This window comes from Aureispira anguillae (assembly GCF_026000115.1).
Lineage (GTDB): Bacteria > Bacteroidota > Bacteroidia > Chitinophagales > Saprospiraceae > Aureispira > Aureispira anguillae.
This window is the reverse complement of record NZ_AP026867.1, coordinates 3530645-3551449: the sequence shown is the minus strand read 5'-3', so window position 1 is coordinate 3551449 and position 20805 is coordinate 3530645. Positions and strand designations below refer to the sequence as shown.

The 20805-nt window shown below is 36.1% G+C and carries 19 protein-coding genes; 7 read left to right on the top strand and 12 right to left on the bottom strand.

What is annotated here, in order from left to right; genetic code table 11:
- Window positions 1–16: 16 nt before the first annotated feature.
- Window positions 17–1510, bottom strand: a complete 1494-nt coding sequence (locus tag AsAng_RS13720) for a tail fiber domain-containing protein (protein ID WP_264793367.1) — start codon at window positions 1508–1510, stop codon at window positions 17–19.
- 144 nt (window positions 1511–1654) lie between these two features.
- Here AsAng_RS13720 and AsAng_RS13715 point away from each other — a divergent pair, with 144 nt between their 5' ends.
- Window positions 1655–2263: a hypothetical protein gene (locus AsAng_RS13715; protein ID WP_264793366.1), complete on the top strand. Its 609-nt coding sequence runs from the start codon at window positions 1655–1657 to the stop codon at window positions 2261–2263.
- Between the two features lie 720 nt (window positions 2264–2983).
- Here the strand turns inward: AsAng_RS13715 and AsAng_RS13710 are convergent.
- Window positions 2984–4462, bottom strand: coding sequence for a glyceraldehyde-3-phosphate dehydrogenase (locus tag AsAng_RS13710; RefSeq protein ID WP_264793365.1), 1479 nt, complete (start codon window positions 4460–4462; stop codon window positions 2984–2986).
- A 388-nt stretch (window positions 4463–4850) separates the two neighbouring features.
- Between AsAng_RS13710 and AsAng_RS13705 the strand changes: the two genes are divergently transcribed.
- Complete coding sequence (locus tag AsAng_RS13705; RefSeq protein ID WP_264793364.1) at window positions 4851–5759, top strand: LysM peptidoglycan-binding domain-containing protein; 909 nt, start codon at window positions 4851–4853, stop codon at window positions 5757–5759.
- Here the strand turns inward: AsAng_RS13705 and AsAng_RS13700 are convergent.
- The 3 genes from AsAng_RS13700 to AsAng_RS13690 all read right to left on the bottom strand — a co-directional run bounded on the left by AsAng_RS13700 (window position 5747) and on the right by AsAng_RS13690 (window position 8354).
- Window positions 5747–7270, bottom strand: coding sequence for a WG repeat-containing protein (locus tag AsAng_RS13700; RefSeq protein WP_264793363.1), 1524 nt, complete (start codon window positions 7268–7270; stop codon window positions 5747–5749). The genes AsAng_RS13705 and AsAng_RS13700 overlap by 13 nt on opposite strands.
- Window positions 7271–7339: 69 nt before the next feature.
- Window positions 7340–7834, bottom strand: a complete 495-nt coding sequence (locus AsAng_RS13695) for a hypothetical protein (RefSeq protein ID WP_264793362.1) — start codon at window positions 7832–7834, stop codon at window positions 7340–7342.
- 46 nt (window positions 7835–7880) lie between these two features.
- Window positions 7881–8354, bottom strand: a complete 474-nt coding sequence (locus AsAng_RS13690) for a hypothetical protein (protein ID WP_264793361.1) — start codon at window positions 8352–8354, stop codon at window positions 7881–7883.
- 161 nt (window positions 8355–8515) lie between these two features.
- On the opposite strand from AsAng_RS13690, the gene AsAng_RS13685 reads away from it, so the two are divergent.
- Window positions 8516–9514, top strand: coding sequence for an acyl transferase (locus AsAng_RS13685; RefSeq protein ID WP_264793360.1), 999 nt, complete (start codon window positions 8516–8518; stop codon window positions 9512–9514).
- A 298-nt stretch (window positions 9515–9812) separates the two neighbouring features.
- On the top strand, window positions 9813–10400 hold the full coding sequence (locus AsAng_RS13680; RefSeq protein ID WP_264793359.1) for a hypothetical protein: 588 nt from the start codon (window positions 9813–9815) through the stop codon (window positions 10398–10400).
- Window positions 10401–10430: 30 nt separating this feature from the next.
- Here AsAng_RS13680 and AsAng_RS13675 read toward each other — a convergent pair whose 3' ends face one another.
- The 6 genes from AsAng_RS13675 to AsAng_RS13650 form a co-directional block, all read right to left on the bottom strand.
- The gene (locus tag AsAng_RS13675) at window positions 10431–11021 is read right to left on the bottom strand and encodes a hypothetical protein (protein WP_264793358.1); all 591 of its coding nucleotides are present in this window, start codon (window positions 11019–11021) and stop codon (window positions 10431–10433) included.
- A 125-nt stretch (window positions 11022–11146) separates the two neighbouring features.
- Window positions 11147–12295, bottom strand: coding sequence for an NAD(P)/FAD-dependent oxidoreductase (locus AsAng_RS13670; RefSeq protein ID WP_264793357.1), 1149 nt, complete (start codon window positions 12293–12295; stop codon window positions 11147–11149).
- Window positions 12296–12542: 247 nt separating this feature from the next.
- Window positions 12543–13502, bottom strand: a complete 960-nt coding sequence (locus AsAng_RS13665) for a fatty acid desaturase family protein (RefSeq protein ID WP_264793356.1) — start codon at window positions 13500–13502, stop codon at window positions 12543–12545.
- Between the two features lie 651 nt (window positions 13503–14153).
- Entirely contained in the window at window positions 14154–16124 is a 1971-nt protein-coding gene (locus AsAng_RS13660) for an acetyl/propionyl/methylcrotonyl-CoA carboxylase subunit alpha (RefSeq protein WP_264793355.1), read from the bottom strand.
- A gap of 51 nt (window positions 16125–16175) precedes the next feature.
- Window positions 16176–17774 (bottom strand): acyl-CoA carboxylase subunit beta, encoded by a 1599-nt coding sequence (locus AsAng_RS13655; RefSeq protein WP_264793354.1) that lies wholly within the window; start codon window positions 17772–17774, stop codon window positions 16176–16178.
- Between the two features lie 162 nt (window positions 17775–17936).
- Window positions 17937–18575: a hypothetical protein gene (locus AsAng_RS13650; RefSeq protein WP_264793353.1), complete on the bottom strand. Its 639-nt coding sequence runs from the start codon at window positions 18573–18575 to the stop codon at window positions 17937–17939.
- A gap of 205 nt (window positions 18576–18780) precedes the next feature.
- On the opposite strand from AsAng_RS13650, the gene AsAng_RS13645 reads away from it, so the two are divergent.
- The 3 genes from AsAng_RS13645 to AsAng_RS13635 all read left to right on the top strand — a co-directional run bounded on the left by AsAng_RS13645 (window position 18781) and on the right by AsAng_RS13635 (window position 20300).
- A complete protein-coding gene (locus tag AsAng_RS13645; RefSeq protein ID WP_264793352.1) occupies window positions 18781–18999 on the top strand; it encodes a hypothetical protein in 219 nt (72 codons plus the stop codon).
- Between the two features lie 65 nt (window positions 19000–19064).
- Window positions 19065–19472 carry a hypothetical protein gene (locus AsAng_RS13640; protein WP_264793351.1) on the top strand — a complete coding sequence of 136 codons (408 nt, stop codon included), beginning with the start codon at window positions 19065–19067 and terminating at the stop codon, window positions 19470–19472.
- A 300-nt stretch (window positions 19473–19772) separates the two neighbouring features.
- Complete coding sequence (locus AsAng_RS13635) at window positions 19773–20300, top strand: hypothetical protein (protein ID WP_264793350.1); 528 nt, start codon at window positions 19773–19775, stop codon at window positions 20298–20300.
- Between the two features lie 15 nt (window positions 20301–20315).
- Here AsAng_RS13635 and AsAng_RS13630 read toward each other — a convergent pair whose 3' ends face one another.
- Window positions 20316–20789 (bottom strand): GNAT family N-acetyltransferase, encoded by a 474-nt coding sequence (locus tag AsAng_RS13630; RefSeq protein WP_264793349.1) that lies wholly within the window; start codon window positions 20787–20789, stop codon window positions 20316–20318.
- Window positions 20790–20805 lie beyond the last annotated feature (16 nt).

Below are 20805 nucleotides of genomic sequence, written 5' to 3'. Positions count from 1 at the left end.
TAATTGTATGAAAAGATTAATCTAAAATTTGTGCATTGGTTCCCAAAAGTGCCTTAATATCAGCTATTTCTTTTTCTAAGGAAGAGAGCCGTTTTTGTTGGCGTTCCAATGCTTTTATTTTGTTTTTTAATTGCTCATTTTCTCTTGATAATTCTTGTACCGCTTTTACTAAAGGAACGGTGAAATCAGCATAACGCAAACCATAATAATCTTCTACAGAGGCAGGTTTGTCCACGCCACTAAATTCAAAGCCCAACTCTTGAGCAAGTTGTTCTACATCTTGCGCCATAAAGCCAGCCTCACGCACCAAATCAGTAGTTTCCATGCGGCACTCTTCAACGCCTTGATAATCTCGTAATTTTTCGGCATCAATATAATACGTAACAGGCTCTAGGCGATTGATAAATGCCAAGCCTGGAACATTGGCTTTGACATCAATTTTGAATCGCTTGTCAGAAACCTTAGACCAAGAAACTTTGCCTCCAATACTCGTTATTCGGTCATCTCCAAAGCGCATTTGGTTGCTAGCAGAAACATGAGCATTGGCACCAATTGCCGTTGAGTTTCCATAAGCAAACCCTCTAGCATAGGCATTAAACCCAAGTGCTGTATTTTTGTTGCCTGCTGTATTTCTGTTGAGTGCATCATAACCAATTGCCACATTCTCATTGCCTGTTTTGTTGTCTTTGAGACTTTGATAACCTAGTGCGGTATTTTGATCGCCAGAAGAATTATTTTCCATGCTATTAGCACCCACAGAAGTGTTGTTGAGGCCAGAGATATTTTTATACATGCTAAAATGGCCAATTGCAATGTTTTTAGATCCTGTCATGTTGCTGTGCAATGATTTGCCTCCCATGGCAATATTAAAACTCCCAGAAGTGTTTTTGGTCATAGAATGATGACCACTTGCCACGTTAAAATTTCCAGATGTATTATTGCCCAAGGTGTTGGTTCCTAAGGCCACATTACTATTGCCAATCATATTGCTATAAAGGGAATAATAACCCAACGCAACATTATTTTCGCCAGTGGTATTACTTTGCAAGGCATAAGCTCCAAAAGCAGTGTTGGCAGAAGCAGAAGTATTGCTCATTAGGGCATGATAGCCTGCTGCGGTATTGTTCATTCCATCTTTATTAAAGCCCAAAGAAAAAGTACCAATTGCCGTATTATAATTGCCACTACTATTACTATTCAAGGAATTGGAACCTACTGCCACATTTTCCTTTCCCAAGGTGTTTCTATAAAGAGATTGATAACCAATAGAGGTATTGCTTTTTCCTTCTCTATTGTTGTACATGGCTCCTGTTCCATAGGCCGTATTGTAACTTCCTGATGAATTATTGCGCAAACAATCATTTCCTGTTGCGGTATTGTATACCCCAGTGGTATTGCCTCTAAGAGCATTGCTACCAGAGTAATGATTTAATTGTGCGTTTAGATTAGGAGCATAAGATTGCAGAAGGAAAAGAAATAGGGTAGAAGGAATTATTTTTTTGATTGTCATTGTATTGTTTTTTAGACTTTTTTGTCTTTTGTTTAAGGGATGGTATGCTTATTTAAGTCTTTAAGTCCAAAAATAGGGAGTTTTTTATCATTTTTATAAAATGAAGAAGAACTCTAGCTCATTGATTAAAACTAGACTGTTAATATGAAATCTTTTATGCTTGCTGTAGCTGCGATATTATGCTTATTTTCTTGCGATCCAGCGCCTCAAAATCCTCTATGTGAGCTTGCCCCTGCATCGCAAGAAGAATATACTTTTTCTAAGAATAGATTTGATTTCTATCCTAAGACTTTAAGGGCTTTTAACGACTTTGATGCTGGTGTAGCTTGTGCGCAGCGGCAGAACAAACCAATTTTTTTGCTTTTTACGGGCTATGGAACGAGAGTGCATTTTTTTCCTGATATTGCGCTTCAAGATCCTGCTATTTTGAGTTATTTATACCATGATTTTATCCCGATTATCTTGTATGTTGACGATAGAAAAAAATTGCCATTGGCAGAGCAGGAAATGGTAAAAACAGAGAATGGCTTTAGGCAGTTTCGAAATGTAGGGAATAAAAATGCTTACTTACAAGAAAGAATGTTTCGTATGGCTAGTCAGCCTTATTTGGTTTTGATGACTTGGCAAGGGGAGGTTTTGACTAAGCCATTAGGATATAGTCCTGATATAAGTGTTTATGTCAATGCCTTAGAGGTTGCCTTAGATACATTTAGGAAAAAGCAGGCGTTTTTAAAGGAAGTAATTATTAACTAATCTTTCACAGGTCTAAATTTCGTAAAAGTCCTCGAAATATAAATACAGGATAAAACAATTAGGATTAAATAAAGTAAGGCTGTTTCTTAAAAAAAACTTAGCTACGAATTGTCCAATAGTAGTCTTTTCTTTTTTGCATTGCCAAAAAAAGAAACAAAAAACGCTAGGGCTTGCTGAAAAATTGGACTAAACAAGTCCTCCTATTGCCTAATCGTTCAAAACTCGCTGCGCTCAAACAATTGAACGATTTATTTTTCTTTGAAAAATAACGGCACTACTCGTCCTGTTTTGTTCTCCAATTTTTCAAATGCCCACCCCTTCTTTCTATTATAAATACCCATTATCTTTGAATTTAATAGATTTGTATTGAGGTGGGCATGATGGAGGCTGGTGTATAGCTTCTGTGAAGAATACGTCCGTATTTAGCGGGCGAAGCATTCGCTAAATACAGTATTCGAACAGCTAAAGCTATCCAGCCGTAGTCTTAGCCCTTGATTTTGGTTCTTTTATCAAGAAAAGAACAAATAGTAAAACAAAAGTTATTATTTAAAATGCTGTCCTATTATTGTACGTTGAGAACTAGGTGTTTTGGGCTAATAAAAAACAACCCATAAAAAAAAACTCTCAGATAAAATCCGAGAGCTTTTAACAACACAACCATTATAGATAAATACTATCTATAACATTATTTTTAAGTACTAGTAGCTAGTACAAAAGCGTCTAATAATAACGGTAACGTCTTACTTGCGCAGCATATTTAGCTAAACGCAATACTTGACGAGTATAACCATACTCATTGTCGTACCAAACGTAAACGGTAACCGTTTTACCATTGTTTCCAACTTTCGTAGATGGAGCATCAAACACAGAAGCAGCAGGCGCACCAATAACGTCAGAAGAAACAAATTCTTTAGAAATAGAATATTTGATTTGCTCTACTAAGTTGCCGTGCAAAGAAGCTTGGCGCATCATCTCGTTGATTTCTTGAACAGTAGTTTCTTTTTGAACATTCAAGGTCATAACAGCCAAAGAACCATCAGGAGTAGGAACACGAATAGCCGAACCTGTTAGTTTTCCATCCAATTCAGGAATTACTTTACTAACAGCACTAGCAGCACCAGTAGATGTAATAACCATATTTAAGGCAGCAGCAGAACCTCGTCTTTCTTTAGAATTGTAATTGTCCAACAAGTTTTGAGCATTGGTATAAGCATGAATGGTTTCTAAATGTCCATTGTTAATGCCTAGATTATCGTGCAATACTTTTAATACTGGAGCAATTGCATTGGTTGTACAAGATGCTGCACAGAAAACAGTATCTTCTTGGAAATTCAATTCTTTTTGATTGATTCCATGTACAATATTTTTGATGCCTTTACCTGGAGCAGTAAACAATACCTGCTTCACACCAGGACGCAAATGGCGACTCAAACCTTCTTTGTCTCTCCAAGCACCTGTATTGTCAATAAGAATAGCATCTTTGATGCTATATTCTGTATAATCAATATCCTCTGGACTATTGGCAAAAATGATTTGAACACGGCAACTGTTAACAATCAATTGTTGGTTTTCTTCATCAACACTAATTGTTCCACGGAATTTGCCATGAATAGAATCTTTGCGCAACAAAGAAGCACGTTTAAGCAATTCTTCGTATGGATTCTTTTTGTTTTTTTGACGCAATACAATAGCTTTTAGTCTTAATTGTTCGCCACGACCCATCATTTCTATTAAACAACGAGCAGCCAAACGACCAATACGACCAAAACCATATAGCACAACATCTCTAGGAGTGATCACTTTAGCATCTTTGGCATCTTTACCAATGAAATCAGTTAATTCATCCGCAACAAAATGATCGATGTTATCCCAGCTCTCTTCTGAGCTAAGCCATTGAGTAGCCAATTTTCCCAAATCAATACGAGAAGGAGCAAGGTCAAGTTTTGCGATTGCTTTTGCAATTTTTACACTCATCTGAACCGTAATCGGCTGCTTAGAATAATTCTTTGCAAAAAGGTGATCGTTCATGACTTCTGTAGGTCTAGAGTCATAAATGTCACGGCGGAAAAGAATGATTTCGATAGAACGATCAAACCGTAGATCACCTACTATTTTTAATAATTCTAAAGCTGCTTTTTCATCTTCACGCCAAGTGCTTAGGTGTGATTCAAATTGTGTCTCTAACGATTTTACGTCCATGGTTAAAACTATTGAAAGTTGTCTTTTTAATGGCGAAGGTAATGTTCTTTTTAAGAAATTACACTTCATATGTTTTGTTACAATTGAATAAAAGTGTCGCAAATTTCGTCATTTTTTGCGAATTATTCCAATGTTAGCCAACAGATTTTTACTTTTATCCAAGTATTCTGTGCGATTCTACTTAGGAATATTGGCGAAAAAACATTAAATTATAAATGGCTTTTGGAACGGTTAGTTTTGGAAGCATTTATAAAACCTGTATCCAACATATTTTAATGAGCAACCAAATTGGCATTAAAATAGAATGAGGCTTATTAGATAGTGTTTAACGTTTTCTTTCAACTAAAAATCAAATACTGTTATTTCCTAAAACCAATAATATAAGTATATGAAGGTATATTATAGTTTATTTTTTTTATTCTTATTTCAGGCTACTATGGATGCCCAGACAGACGGCTTTGCAGAGTTTAGTATGGATCAATTGGGAATTCAAGCCTACCAACCAAAAGAACAAGTAAAGACGGCGGATTCCTTATATGTTCAGGTTGAAAATGGACAAAAATATCTTTTGCACACGATTCATCCTGGGCAAACCTTATATGCGATTAAGAAATTTTATGGGATCGATTTGTCGGATATTTATTATAGCAATCCCAATTTAGAAACCAATGGATTAAAGATAGGGCAGAAAATTAGAATTCCATTAGTAAACAAAGCGATTAAGCGTTTTGTGGGGGAGAGCTTTGTTGACACTTCTTATATCCCAGTTTATTACAAAGTGAGAACTTCCGAAACCTTATATCGAATTTCTAAAATTTATTTTCGCTTGCCTTCTGAGATATTAAAATCAAGAAACCAGTTGGTTACAGACCATCTAAGTGAACATCAAATCTTGCACATTGGCTGGATTGACAAAAAGGGAATTCCTGATTCGCTCAAAAATTTTACAGGTTTGTCTGGGATATTAGGAGAAGAAAGCCAAAAAAATAAATATCGTTACGAGGTTAATTTTAATGGTAAAAACGAGCAGGTATTACAAGGGACAGCTTGTTGGGATAAGGCCATGAGTTTGTCTGCGAAAAATAAACTTTATGTCATGTGCTCTTATGTTCCCAAAGGGGGCGTTGTCAAAATCGAGAACCCAATGACCAATCGACATTTATACGCTAAAGTAGTTGCCCCTAAGCCCGAAAATTCATTCACACAAGAATCTATTGTGATGCTGACTCCTACTGTTGCAAAAGCTTTGGGGGGCTTAGATTCTAGATTTTATGTAAAGGTTTCTTATTGTAAATAGTATGGGGTTTTTGCTAGCTTTCTATTGTTGGGGGGTAATGGACTACAAAAGAAAGGGCAGGATTGAGGAGGCGGAGGTAGAGATTCGACGAAAAATGCTTGATTAAAAAGACTAGAACCACTCGAAATGCTTTCAGCGAAAGGAATTTTTTTATTAAAAACCTTTCCTTGTGCATTAAATCGGTCATAGTATCCTTTATTATTACAAATCTCATAGTCAGAAGTACTAGTATGGACGGGTATAAGCATTGTTTCTGTTATCTTTTTAGCATAGCCAATATATTTTTCATTATTGGGCGCAGCATAAATGTCAGCATAAATAAAGGGCATTATTGTGTCCAAAGAAGTGTTAATAACGCCCATGTTATGAGGGGTATAAGGATGTAAAGGGGAAAAGGGAGGTTGTAAAATTATTGGATTTACTACAAGGTTACCTTGTGCACAAAACAAGTCTTCAAAAAGATATTTCAAAAAAAAGTACTCAAAAGGAATAATAGTTTCTTCTTTGAAATTGATGAGGCCAAATAAGTTATCTTCTATAGGGCTTCCACTGAATAATTTATGTTTCTTAGCGATTAGCCAATGCTCATTGATGATCTGTAATTGTGCATAATAGTTTTTAAAAAGGGGCTGCCCAGTTGTATCAATAACATTCCATCCTTTTTCGTTTTGTACATGAGCATAGCCATTAGCAAAATCGCTAACCTTATGATATTGAGGAGAAACAACAATTTTTCCCTTTTTGTTGATAAAACCATATTGCCAACTCGTTTTATCTTGAAAATTAGAGTCAATAGTCAATTGATTATTTATATAATAAGATGTCGTTGTAATAGGCCAATCAGGAGTTGTTCTATTGTGGATAAAATCTGAACTACTTGTTCGGATGATAATTGGAGCCAAATCATTATTAAACGAAAGAGATGATAGTTTATTAAGTTCAACTAAGTGTATTTTATGGAGGAATTGGTATTCAGGTATATAAATAGGAAGCAACTGCCCTAAACTATCAATAGCACCTATTTGGCTGGAGGAAGAATAGGTTGCTTTTCCTTTGTGAAAAGGGCTAATCCAATGAAAATCTTTATTTTTAAAGAGGACTTCACCAGAAGAATTAAGTATCCCAAAAACACCATTGGTGTCTTGAAACGAACTAATAGAGGGAGTTGTAAAGGGATGTATCAGTTGTAAACTTGGAGCTAATATTTCTGTTCCTTTTTTATCGACAAGACCCATTTTTTCATTCAAAACAACAATGGCTCGGTTATGATGAAAGGGAAAAATAGTATCATAATTAAAAGGGCATAAAAGGGTTCCTGTGCTATCTACAAAACCAAATAATCCCTTGTTAGAAATGACACAAATCCCATCTTCAAAATCATCGATAGAATAGTTTTTGCCATCTACTTCAAACGTTTTAGTAACCAGATTGAAATGATCTAGTTTTTCTTTTTGTGAACAAGAACAGAGTCCAATATACAGTAGAATACTTAAAAATAGGGAAGGTTTCATTGGTTTAGGTTTTAGTATAGCATGGGATATCTAACCTTGTTGCTGTACACAACACGAGCAGGTAGCCATTTACGGTTGAATAAAGCACCGTACAAAAAGGGTATCCGTATCAATTTCATTGCTCCAACGACCAGCATTGTCTTTGATGCGAATTTTATAAACAATAGGGTCAAAATAATTGGGTTGCTCTTGACAAAGAATCAATGGGTTATTAGGATCAATTCCACAGATTTGAGACATGGTCACTTCTAGTTGCCCCGAAATGCCACTGACAATTCCTTGTTGTTCTATTGTTGGAATTTTGTAAAAAGCAGTATCATTAGGAGTACGGCGGGTATCTACTATAATGATATGATTGGCGGTATCTCCTGTTTTTCCTAAATCCCCATCGCCATCTGTAAAATCAAATTTAAAAGAAACGGAACCTGTTAATTGTTGTACCGTATCTGCCGAAAAACTATTCCAAGTAATATGTGGCGTGTCGTCATAAATTGGTGGCTTTTCGCAAGCAATCCAAATATAGCTCATAAAAACTAAAGCGGCAATGATGAGTATTTTGTTCATACTAAATTATTGATTGTTATTGCTTAAAATGTATTGATGTCAGACCCTATAAACAATCCAATGTAACCTCATCGGTTTCAATGACATTACTATAGTTGCCAGCCTGATCTTGTATTTGTACCTTATAATTCATGGTTCTAGTTGGGTAGGTCGTACTACTTTGACAAGAAGAACCATTGGGATAAATACAACATTGTGAATAAACGACTAAGGTGACTTCTCCTGTTCGACTAGAATTGTTCGGATTTACACCTAGGTAATTAGGTATTTTGTAAGACGCAATAATCGCACCCGTTCTAGAATCTGAGACAAAAATATTATCATTGGTATCGCTTCCGATATTGCCATCGCCATCTGTAAATTTAAATTTTAGATAGAGCGAATCAAGCCCCCCTTGGGTCATATAGCTGTCTGATATGCTGACAAATTCGATATAGGGTGTAGTTGAGTTTTGGTCTTTGCAGGAAAAAAAGCAAATCGTAGTGACCAAGAATAGAAAAGATGTTATTTTTAGACGCATATATATTAATAGATGATTTGTGTTATTTTTGCTTTGAAGTTGTTTAAAAAAGAGATGTCATTTAGAATATTAGCTTATTTTTAAACAACTTTTTTATATTAAAAACAAAAATTACATTAATGAATGTTTTTTATCAAGAAAAGTTGAACTTAAAATAGATTATGAATAGAATATACCAAACACTAAAATTACACATCAATAACGTAAATGAGTCCACCTTTGAACAAGTAGCTTTAGCAGTTTTTCGGTATCAAGTCCAAAATAATCGACTTTATCAACAATTCATAAATTTGTTAGGCATTTCAATTCAAGATGTCAAAAATCTGCAGCAAATACCTTTCCTACCCATACAATTTTTTAAATATCATACGATAAAAAGCCAAGATTGGTCCTCAGAAGTGATTTTTACGAGTAGTGGAACGACTCTCAAACATCCTTCTAAACACCATGTTCGTTCCTTGGATTGGTACAAGCATTGCGCTTTCCAAACTTTTGAAGCTGCTTATGGTAGTCTACAAAACTATGCAGTAGTAGCTTTATTGCCCTCTTACTTAGAACGAACAGGTTCTTCCTTAGTATTTATGGCAGAACAGTTCATTCAACGTTCTCAACATCCATTAAGCGGTTTCTTTTTATATAATACGGATGAATTGATAAAGGTGTTGGGGCATTGCCAAAAAGAAAATCAACCCGTGTTGTTGTTGGGGGTGACTTATGCGTTACTGGATTTAGCTAAAAAATACCCCCAAGCGCTTCGTCAGGTTATTTTGATGGAAACGGGAGGGATGAAAGGAAAACGAGCAGAAATGACCAAAGCTGCCGTGCATCAGGAACTCAAAACGGCTTTTCAATTAGAAACAATTCATTCTGAATATGGAATGACAGAATTGTTATCACAGGCTTATTCTAAAGGAAATGGCATTTTTCAACCCAGTCGTCTGATGCGGGTTTTGATTCGTGAAACAACGGATCCATTGAATATTTTACCCAGTCAAAAAACAGGAGGGATTAATATTATTGATTTGGCAAATATAGATACCTGTAGTTTTATTGCGACCGATGATCTAGGACGCTCCTTTGAAGATGGTAGCTTTTCTGTTTTGGGACGTTTTGATGCCAGTGATTTGAGAGGCTGCAACTTGTTGGTGAATGAAGTGTAGCTTGCATCCTGTTCGTTTATTAGGGCAAAGTAGCGAATAAGACAGGCAGAAGGTAATTTATGGAATATCAACTGATCGATAAAAAGTAATAAACTACTATTATAAATAACTTGTATCCTTTCATTGTTTTTTGTAACTTAGATAAATTAATACCATTGTTTATTCTTTTAGAATAGAACAAAAACTTATAAGGTATGGTTTAATCTAAAGCCTAGGCTGGACCAAATTCCTACTGCATTTAATGCAAGTCGTTTTTTTCTGTATTTTTATTTATTTAAAATGTATAATCTCCCAAGTAATGAATCAATTATTATTATCCTCTCAACGCTTAGAAACTTGTAAAGTATTACAAAACGGCAAATTGAACCTCTTTGAAGCGTTACAAAAAATTGCCAGTTTAGAATTGGTCAATTTAGAAGTGGAGCTCCCCGAATCTTCAATTATACTAGAATGGAAGGAGGTGCAAACTCCTGCAACTCCACAAAGTTTTAAAGATTTAGTCGGAAAAAAATTGGGAGAATATAAATTTCAATATCTAGGTCGATTTATCCAAGAAGAGACTCCTGTTGAGGTTAAAAAAGAACAATTTGTAGCTCGTTTTCCAACGGAAAACATTACAGATGATACCATTGAAAACACAGGATGGGTGAATTGCACTTGGCTGATTGATTTTTTGGTAGGAGCGGATAAGATAGAAAAAGATGGCTTTCGCAAAGAGTTTTTAATTTGGAGAAAAGATGAGGCTAAAAAGGAATATACACTAGCTTTGTCTAGAGAATCAATTCACAAAGCTAGCGCAGAGCAAGAGAAGTTTGTTTTTAATGAAGACTTAAAGACCATTGCTTGGGATCATCAAATTTTATTTAGTGGACAACAAAGCTGTTAAGAACTGTTTGGAATTGGTTGCTAAAGCTGATTATTGTACACGTTTTAAGAGCACTTTTTGGGTATTAATTACTTTAAAACTTGTCACGGTATCTACTGTTGTTTCATCTTTTTGATAGGTAGAATGAGAAGAAGAAGATAGGGGAAAAGAAGCGATCTCAAAATGAATGTCATCTCCTACTTTGCGGGTAATGCCATAAAGCCCCAAATTGCCTACTTCAAAATAATCATAGAATGCATTGTCTAATAAAACACGATCCAATAGAATGCCATTGTTTTCGTCCATGATGAAGTGATTTTCAGGCATGGAGTCATGGCGAACCAGTGCATAGTCTTTGATTATTTCTTTGCCATTGTACAATGCTTTGGAATACCAGCGCCAACGGTTTGCCGTGTCTGTTCTGCTAATAATAAGTGTCATAGGTAACTCCATTGTTTTGCCTTTTTGAGCATTAATCAAGGCTAAATTTCCTTGGTATTTTCCAATCCAACCTTCTGGAAACTGAGCGGAAGTTTTATTAGGAATTGTTTTTTTTTCTTTTTTGGAAGGGTCAGTAGTTGGGGGAGTACAAGCGGCAATAGCTAAGCAAGATAGTAGAAATAAAATAACAATTATTTTCATTATCAATGGTGTTAATTAAAAAACAGAAATTTTTGATTCTAAAGCTACAAAAAAGTAACTAAGGATAGTTGTTAGGCTGGTTTATCGAAATACCTAACCTTTATTTTTTAGTTTTGGTTCCCGTTTTACCAAAATGCTTTTTGGAAGAGACGAAGTAGTATAGAGCTTTTTTGGCTGATGTTAGCAAAACTATCAAGCAGCCAAGGGCAACGAGCGATAGCCCGTTGTGTGAAGTAGTGAATACGATGTTCTCGCCATAATTTATGGTAAACCATTTTATTGTAGTTTAATAGAAATGGAGCAGAAAAATCGTCTGCTTCAAAGCATTTTTTTGCTTGCCAACCCGCATAACGTCCCGAAATGATGGCTTGCCCTATTCCTTCTCCAGATAGCGGATCCACTAAGGCAGCAGCATCGCCACAAAGCATAAAACGATGCCCTGAAATGGTTACTTTGCGAGAGCCTAAAGGGAGGCCAAATCCTTTGGGTGGATGAATCAGTTCCGCCCCTTCGAAACGCTCTTTTAGATAAGGCGTATTGGTAATGGTTTGAAGTAGGGACTTGCGGAGGTTAATTTTTTGCTGACTGATCTTTTGAGATAACATGCCTAAACCTACATTAGCATAGCCATCTGGCAATGGAAATATCCAGAAATAGCCTGGCATTAAATCTTTTAAATAGTGTAATTCAAATGTTTGTTCAGAAATTCCTTTTACCCCTTTATAATAAGCACGAACAGCTGCCGAATGATGTGCTAAATCTATTTTGTTTTGGGTTAACTCTTTGGCTACAATTCCTTGAGCGCCATCGCAACCAATGATTAATTTAGAACGGAGTTGCTGACCATTTTTGAGGGTAACAATAGTGTGGTCAGAATGAGTTTGAACGGTTTTTATAAAGCCTGTAAAGGAGCTCACATTGGCTAATTGGCTGGCTTGTTCAAATAAAAAATGATCTAAATGAACCCGCATAGAAATGGCTCCTTTTTGAGTGAAATTCAGATCCACAGCTTTTTGATTGGGAGCAACTACTCTAAGTGTCGTAACAATTTTTTTTGCTTTAAATTGATGAAATGCAGCTTCATATTTAGGATGAATAGTTCGCAAAACGCTTGGAACATAAGGCGCAATAGCATCTCCACAAATTTTATCTCTAGGAAAACTACTTTTGTCAATTAGAGCTATTTTTAAGCCCGAATTTTCTAGTGCCAAAGCACAGGTACTTCCCGCAGGACCTGCTCCACATATTATTATGTCAAACTGTTGGATCATCATAAGTTGAGTTGCTGCTAGAAATAGATGTTACTTAATTTACAGGAAAAAATAATTCTTTTTTGCCTATACTTTTTTACGCCTGATTAGCTATCAATAAAGCATTGCGCCTCACGAACGAAGTGAGCTAAAAATCTTGGTAAATTTAATGCATAGTCAATTCTGCTTAGTTACTTAACATAAAAAATGAAAATTTGAAAAGTGGCAAGAACCAGATTTTCAAATTTTCATATAATAATAAAGACTAAGACTAGGAAACAGCCCCTAAGTCTTCATGATCTCTTTTAGCGTCAACATTAATCAACCAGTTTTCATTTTTATCTTTTTCAACTGGAATAAATTGTATAGGGTTGCCCAAATAATCAACTCGTTTACCTGGATAAACATTGGCTTCCCATAGATAGGCAAATAAAGAATGGCGATCTAAGTTGGGATGGATATAAGGAGCAATTTCTTTTTCGTGAAAAGCAGGATACAGACTCCAGTGCAGGTTAGGACGCATATGATGCGCACCATGGTAGCCGTTATTGCACATAAAAAAGTTAAGAATAGGACTTTTAAAATTACGGGAATGGTTGTATTTGTGTTCGTGGTCACAGCCATCATGCTGAAATACATTGGTGCCAAACAGTCCCCAACTACCATATACTTGAGGGATAAAAACAAATAAAATCATAGCTTTCCAATTGATTAACAACAAGATGATTTTAGTAGCATTGACAAAAAATACTTCACGTCTATATTGTTTGTACCATCGGGGATTATCTGTTTTCATCTTTTTAGCAAATGCCCATTCTGCTTCCATTAGCGATTTTGCAGTAACGAAAAAGAACAAGGTCTGATTCAATATATTCCATTTGAATCGCACTCGACTAGCACGAGTCCAATCTTTTTGCGTTTGATTTTCTTTATGATGACTAAAATTATGACCTGGAACAAAAGCGCTTACTGGATAGCCATGAACAAAGGTGAGAATGTACTGAAAAATAATATTCCAGCTTTTCTTTTTGAAAATAGGGCTATGTATAGTGTTGTGAATGATGCAAGCACAGAAAAAACTGAAAAAGCAAGCAAGTACAAATAAAATGGATAAAACAGTCCATGATAATTGATTAAAAAAGAAGAAACCTACGTAGGCAAATATCAGATAGGCGAGTACAATACCTAGGCTTTGATAATCAGCTTTGTAGTTTAGTTGTTTTGTAAACATAATATAAAATTTTGGGATTGTGATATATGTTTTTTGAACGGATGCACTACAGTCAGTATTTAGCCTTTAATATCAACTGAATAGACCTTTCTATGCGTATTTGATGCACTTAACGCAAAGGGGTTGTATTCGTAAATATTAAAGATGACAGCTATTTCAAAAAACTTGAATCTAAAAGAAAGACAGCAGAAGTTGAATTTTTTCTTTTTGCAAAGAAAAAAAATAATTCAATGCTGTATTATGTTTGCAAATGTAGATTACATTATCAATTTGTTCAAAGAAAATGATGTTTTTTTGAGTAAAAAAATTGTTAATATGTTATCTAAAACATTAATTTTTTTTGTTAAACTTATAGGTTAATAATAGGAGCTTCCGTATTAATTTTCGCTCTTTGACAAATCGTAGGCTCACGCAGTAGCAGCGAAGCTAATCGTGTGGAAATTTTAATTAATGGTTTTAATTATGCCGTTTGGGTATTAGGTTTTAGAACTTTTACCAAAGGTACGAGATCGCTTCGCTTTTAGACTATATAGCTGTAATTCATGCCTATATAGTCTAAAAGCGAAGCGATCTAAAAACAACGTGATCTAGGCTCTAATATCCCAAAATAGAAGCATTTTACCCTACGTTTTACGATTAGCACACAATTTATCAAAGAACCTTAATTTTTAATAGAACAATCCCTTTGGGAATGGCATTGCCCTCTGTTACAAAGATATCTTCAACCCAACCATCTTCTTGAGCGCTAATTGTATTTTCCATTTTCATAGATAATAACGTAATGAGTGCTTGTCCTTCCTTAACTTGCTGTCCGATTTGAACATTAATTTTTAGCACCTCACTAGGCATAGGAGCCTTGTAACCATTTTTGGTTTTGGCTGTTTCTAGGTCGGGAAATCTTGGACAAAGATTTAATTGAATTTGCCCATAAGCTTGGTGATGGATATAATATTGATCACCATTGTTATAACAAGAAAGGTTATGATGCTGATCGTTGATTTTGATGCCAAGCGCCTGTTGCTGTTTATAAAGCAACTCAACTTGGTAGTTTTGTTCTTTTGTTTGAATGGAGAACACCTTATTTTTATAGCGATAGTTAAGCTGGATTGTTTCGCCATTTACTAGATAAGACTCTTGGGAAGCTTGATAATAATTGTTTCGCCAAGCTGATGGTAGAGCAGGAATTAATTGTCGTTCATCTTGGCGCTGTTGCCAACGATACAATAAACTAGCAATAGCGGCAATAACAGCTCCTTTTTTTTGTTCTAATGCAAAGTTTTTAAAATCAAACGCCTGTGCAATAAAATTAGTGTGATAATCCCCTGTTTGTATTGCTTCATGTTGTAACAAGGCAACCAAGAAAGGCTGATTGGTGATTGGACCAATACATTTAAGTTGCCTTAGCGCATAATTCATTTTTCGGATAGCAGCCAAACGATTGGGAGCATGAGCAATGATTTTGGCTAGCATAGGGTCATAATAAATGCCGATTTCAGAGCCTGTTCGAACTCCTGATTCATAACGCAATCCCTCTATCGGAGTTGTTTCCCAATGAAGAACGGTTCCAGTAGAAGGGAAAAAATTATTGGAAGCATCCTCTGCATACAAACGACATTCCATCGCATAACCATTCGACTGAATTTCAGCCTGTTTTAGTGGCAAGGGTTGCCCTTCAGCGACTAGAATTTGCCATTCAACCAAATCTAAACCTGTGATCATTTCCGTAACAGGGTGTTCTACTTGCAAGCGTGTATTGACTTCCAAAAAGAAAAATTCTCCTTGTGGTGTTACTATAAATTCTACGGTTCCTGCATTATCATAATGAATGGCTTTTGCCGCAGCAATTGCTGCTTGTCCCATTTGATGCCGCAGTTCGTCTGAGAGGCTGGGAGAGGGGCTTTCTTCGATTATTTTTTGATAACGGCGTTGTATACTACATTCTCGTTCCAATAAATGAATTACATTGCCGTGTTGATCGCCAAAAATTTGGAATTCAATATGTCGAGCACCAACAAAATAACGTTCTAATAAAACAGCTTTATTTCCAAAACTATTAAAAGCTTCTCGTTGTACCGCTTCCAAGGCTATTTTTATTTCATGTTCATGCTGAACAATCCGCATTCCTTTGCCTCCGCCCCCTGCTACTGCTTTGATCAGAATAGGGTATCCAATGGCATTAGCTTCTTGAATTAAGGTGGTTAAAGATTGATCTTCTCCTTGATACCCAGGAATAGTGGGAATTCCATTTTGATCCATGATGGTTTTTGCCGTAGATTTTAATCCCATGGAATCAATGGCGGATGGCTTGGGACCAATAAAGACAATGCCCTCCTGTTGACAGCGTTGCGCAAAGGCAGCATTCTCAGATAAAAAGCCAAAACCAGGGTGAATGGCAGAAGCTTGCGTACGTTTGGCCGCAGCAATAATTTTATCCTGCACCAAGTAGGATTCACTAGCGGTATTCCCTCCCAAAGCGATTGCTTCGTCCGCTTCTTCTACAAAGGGCAGATATTGGTCAGGATCAGCATAAACAGCAATACTGTGGATGCCGAGTCGTCGGCACGTTTTGATGATTCGGCTAGCAATTTCGCCTCGGTTGGCTATGAGAATAGATTGTATCATTGTATTATATTCTTAAACAACTTTTTTAGTGTAGTTTTGAAAAGAAAAGGCTTACATTCTAAAAACACCATAATCTTTGGAGCCTTCAATCGGTTGATTGTGAATCGTAGCTAGGCAAACCGCTAGGTAGTTTCTAGTTTCTCTTGGGTCAATAACGCCATCGTCCCAGCCTTGGGAAGTAGCATACCAAGCCGTAGAAGATTGTTCTACTTGTTGAATCATATATTGTCGCAATTGGGCTGCTTGCTTTTCATCATATTCTATCCCTGACTTATGAGCTGCTGCTCGTTGTATAATTTCCATTACCCCACTAAGTTGTTGTGGTCCCATGACCGCAATTTTTGAATTGGGATAAGAAAATAAAAAACGAGGTTGGTAAGCACGCCCATTCATGGCATAATTTCCTGCACCATAAGAAGCACCAATCATAATGGTAATGGTAGGAACATCACTATTGGATACTGCATTGAGCATTTTTGCTCCATCTTTGATAATGCCTCCTTCCTCGTAAGCACGTCCAACCATAAAACCAGTAGTGTTTTGTAGATAGAGCAGAGGAATATTATTTCGATTGCACAGTTGAATAAAATGGGTAGCTTTGTTGGCCGCTTCTGAAAGGATAACTCCATTATTGGCAATAATACCTATTTTATAACCATGAATTAGGGCATATCCTGTTATTAAAGTAGGACCATAATTGGGTTTGAATTCGGAGAAACGAGAACCATCTACAATTCGTGCAATTAATTCTCTAGCATCAATAGGTTTTTTGATGTCCGCAGGAACAATTCCCAATAATTCTTCGGCGCTGTAAAGTGGTGCTTCAATGGTCGTATTCGTTGGAGGGACACTCAATGGCGCTGCCAATTGATGCATTACCTCTCTTGCCAAACGAATGGCATCGGTCTCATTTTCTGCTAAATAATCAGAAACCCCTGAGATGCTACTGTGCATCTCTGCTCCGCCCAGTGATTCGTCGTCTGTAATTTCATTAGTGGCCATTTTGACCAAGGGAGGACCTGCCAAAAATACCTTCGCTTGTTTTTTGACCATAATCGTATAATCTGACATTCCTGGAATGTAAGCCCCGCCAGCGGTACTATTGCCAAAAACAACAGAAATAGTAGGAAAGCCTTTGCGAGAACGGCGGGTAATCTCCCTAAAAATGGTTCCTCCATAATTAAAGATTTGTTCTTGTTCTGGGAGATTGGCACCTGATGATTCTACTAAGTTAATAACAGGCAAACCATTTTCTGAAGCAATCTCACTCATGCGAATGCTTTTTTCGAGTGTTGCTTTGTCAATAGAACCTCCTCTATTACTACCAACATTGGCATTAATCATGCACAAGCGCCCTGTTACTAAACCAATGCCACAAACCGCTGTTCCGCCAGGACCAAAACCTTTTCCTTGCAAACCAATGAGGGGCAATAATTCTAAAAAAAAAGAATCTTGATCCAGTAGGAGTTCAATCCGTTCTCGTGCCAATAGTTTATTGGCTTTTCTAGCTTTGGCAAGATGTTTTTCTTTGCCTTGGAACAAACTTTTTTGCAGATAGCCATTTAGCTCTTTTACCAAGTCAGACATTTGCTGATAATTGTCCCGATAAGAGGAACTATTGCTATTGATGGTGCTTTTGATTGGGCGCATGATTTGATTTTTAACCAAATGATTAATTGTTTTCCAATTTAAAGTTTTTTATTCAAGGAATGCACAAAAAAGAATGATTATTTATAGAATGAGCCAATTTGAAATTTTCCAAATTGGCTCATTAAATAGATTGTTTACTAAGTCGTTGTAGATTAAAGATGGTTAAGGCACAATGGTATAATCAATTAGCTTAGTTTGATTAACATCATTTTCGATTAGTCCTACGCCTTCTGCAAAATAGTAGTTAAAGCTTCCAGTAGATTGACGAACATTAAAAACGGTGGAGTATAAATCGACTCTAATTTGAATCACATTATTAAATGTTTCTCCATTAACAACACGAGTAGCTTCTGTTGCAATATAATGGTTTTCATAATCAACCACCACAGAAAATCCACCAAAGGTGCCACTAAATGTATTGGTCCAACTGTCTCCTGCACTGAGGTTGTCTTTTAGATAGACTAAACTATCTACTGTAACACCATAGCCTGGGATTAGTAAATTTTTATGCATGTAGTTGCCATTGCCACAATAAGCTAAATAAGTGGTGATGGATGAATCGGCAGTTGTTGTTCGTTGAATGACTTGACAAGAATAACCATCAACAATAGAATCTCCCACAACATATTCTCGGATCGTATCTACAGCAGTTGAGCTGGTAACACTATAAAGAAATTCTGAACCTGTGGTGTAGGCAGAGTAGCTGCACGGAGGGGGAGTGGTGGTATTTTGTTGTTGACAACTTCCAAATAAGAAGCTTATAATAACAATAGAGATAAAACATTTTAGGTTGAATGACATGAGCAATAATAGTTTATTTTTTTATATAAAAAATGAAAACACAAAAATAGCTTGTTTGGGTATTTAAAGGCAAGTAAATCATCTGTTTTTAATTTTTTTAGAACTATTCTAAATACTTTGAATGCTCAGCATGGTAATCAAAAGAGTTGTATTTTTGAAGCACACAAAGCACCTACTACTAAACGTTTAAAATAACCACAAACAAATGGCAAAGCGAGAAGTCAATTCTATTGATCAAGTTATCCTAGAAAAAATAACAGAAACCCTTAAATGGTGGAATAATGTTGCTACGATAAAAGCAGAAGATCCATGGATATGGATTGCCTTAAAAATAGCCATCCGATTGGTTGGTATTGTAATTATGATCGCCTTGTCGCCTTTTGCACTTTTGGGCTTTATTTTGGCGATCTCTTTAGTCCTTTAGAAGTCCAACAACAAAGCGCTATCTCAATTAATGTTGTCTATTAATAGGAATCAAAAAATAACATCATGGGCGTTTTACAAAATAAGGTATGGCAAGTTTGTTTATTGCTTTTTATTGGTCATCAATTGACCCAAAAAGTCCTTCTTTGGAGCATCCCATTAGCAGATAATTACTTAGACACTTTGCTGTGTATGCCAATTTTATTGGGGTTGATATTGATGGAGCGAAGGTTTTTGTGGCGTAGAATAAAGGTGTATAATTTCCCTTTGTTGGACACCATTGTAAGTGTTGCTGCCTTGGCAATTTTATACGAAGAAATATTTCCTGTATTTTTTAGTGGGTTTACTAGAGATGTTTGGGATTATGTGTCCTATGCGCTAGGAGCTTGTCTGTTTTATTTTTTTATTAATGGAGGAGCCTACGATCGTTCCCATTACTTGACTAGTGAGGCTGAATCAAAAGAAAAATCATAAAATAAGTTAAAAAGCTCTTAACTTTAGATATTTTTGGTGTTGTTAGTCGTAAATAATAGTTTTTTGTCAACCCGTAGACGCACGCAGTAACCACAGAGTAGCAACGTAGTTAATCGTGTGATAAACTCTAAAAAAGGGCAAGCTTTCAACTACTTTTTTTAGAAGAAAGTTAAAGGTAGTAATAAGCAGGCAGGGTGGTTTATTATTCCACAGGATTTACTTAGCTGCGCTGCTACTCCGTGGTCGTAATAGAGTTGCCAAAGAACCTAAACAATTAAGGGAATAAACCTATAGCATTCTATGTTTAAATCAATAAAAACAAGGAAGAGATTTTTAATTGGTATTTTGAGTCTGTTTACAATTATAAGCTGTACCAATACAAATTCTGATTCAAAACCGTGCAAGTACAAACCTCCCGTTGCAATTTTTGAAGGGATTGATCGTTTTTCAAATCATAGTTTTGAAGTAACAGGACAGGATGCTGTAGAGCGTGTTTTTATTCCTAAAATGAATATGACGATAGAACTTTATCAATCGGGCTGTGATTTTTTGCAACAGGAATATAGAATTTTGCTAGAAGAAGCTTATCCTTTGAATACGCCCGCAGAAGTTTGCGCCTTGCATATTTCCAACATCTTTTTAATCTTAGCGGGAGAAGCTCCTGAGAAATTAGGGCTTTTTCAACAGTGGGCAGCAGCGATTCAAGCAGCAGCGAAATCCTTTAAATACAATGAAAAAATATTGTTAAAAGGGACGGCAATTCATGCTCAAATTGATAAAACACATCAAACAGAGTCTGCAATGTTGAGTATTATTTTTTCGCAGTAGAACAGGGAGCAAACTTTATCGTTGAATTTCTAGGTGTTCTAGGTAGTTGGAGAAGCCCATTTTTTTATAAAAATGTTTGGCTTGCAAATTATCTGACCAGACACTTAGTCGAATGCGAGAGACTTGTTGTTCTTGGCAATAATTGAAAATATACTCCATTAGTAACGTGCCAATTTTTTGATTTTGATAATTGGGCTCAATGCTCATTTGGTCGATAAGCATTGTTGTAAAACCATCGGGTTGAAAGGGGTTGTCATCTCCTACAACGTTAAGGATCAATAGAGCATAACCAATGGGCTGATCCGCATCGTAAACTACAATGGCGGTTATATTTTTTTGAGCTAATTTTTGTTCAAACCAAGGGAGAAAGCGATCATAATTGTGTGGTAAAAATAGGTTGGGGTATTGGGTAGCATGATAATTTTGAACCGTCTTGTTGAGTTGGGTAAGAATAACGGGGTTGTTTTCTATTTTAAAGGTGATTTTCATAACAAAAATGGAATTT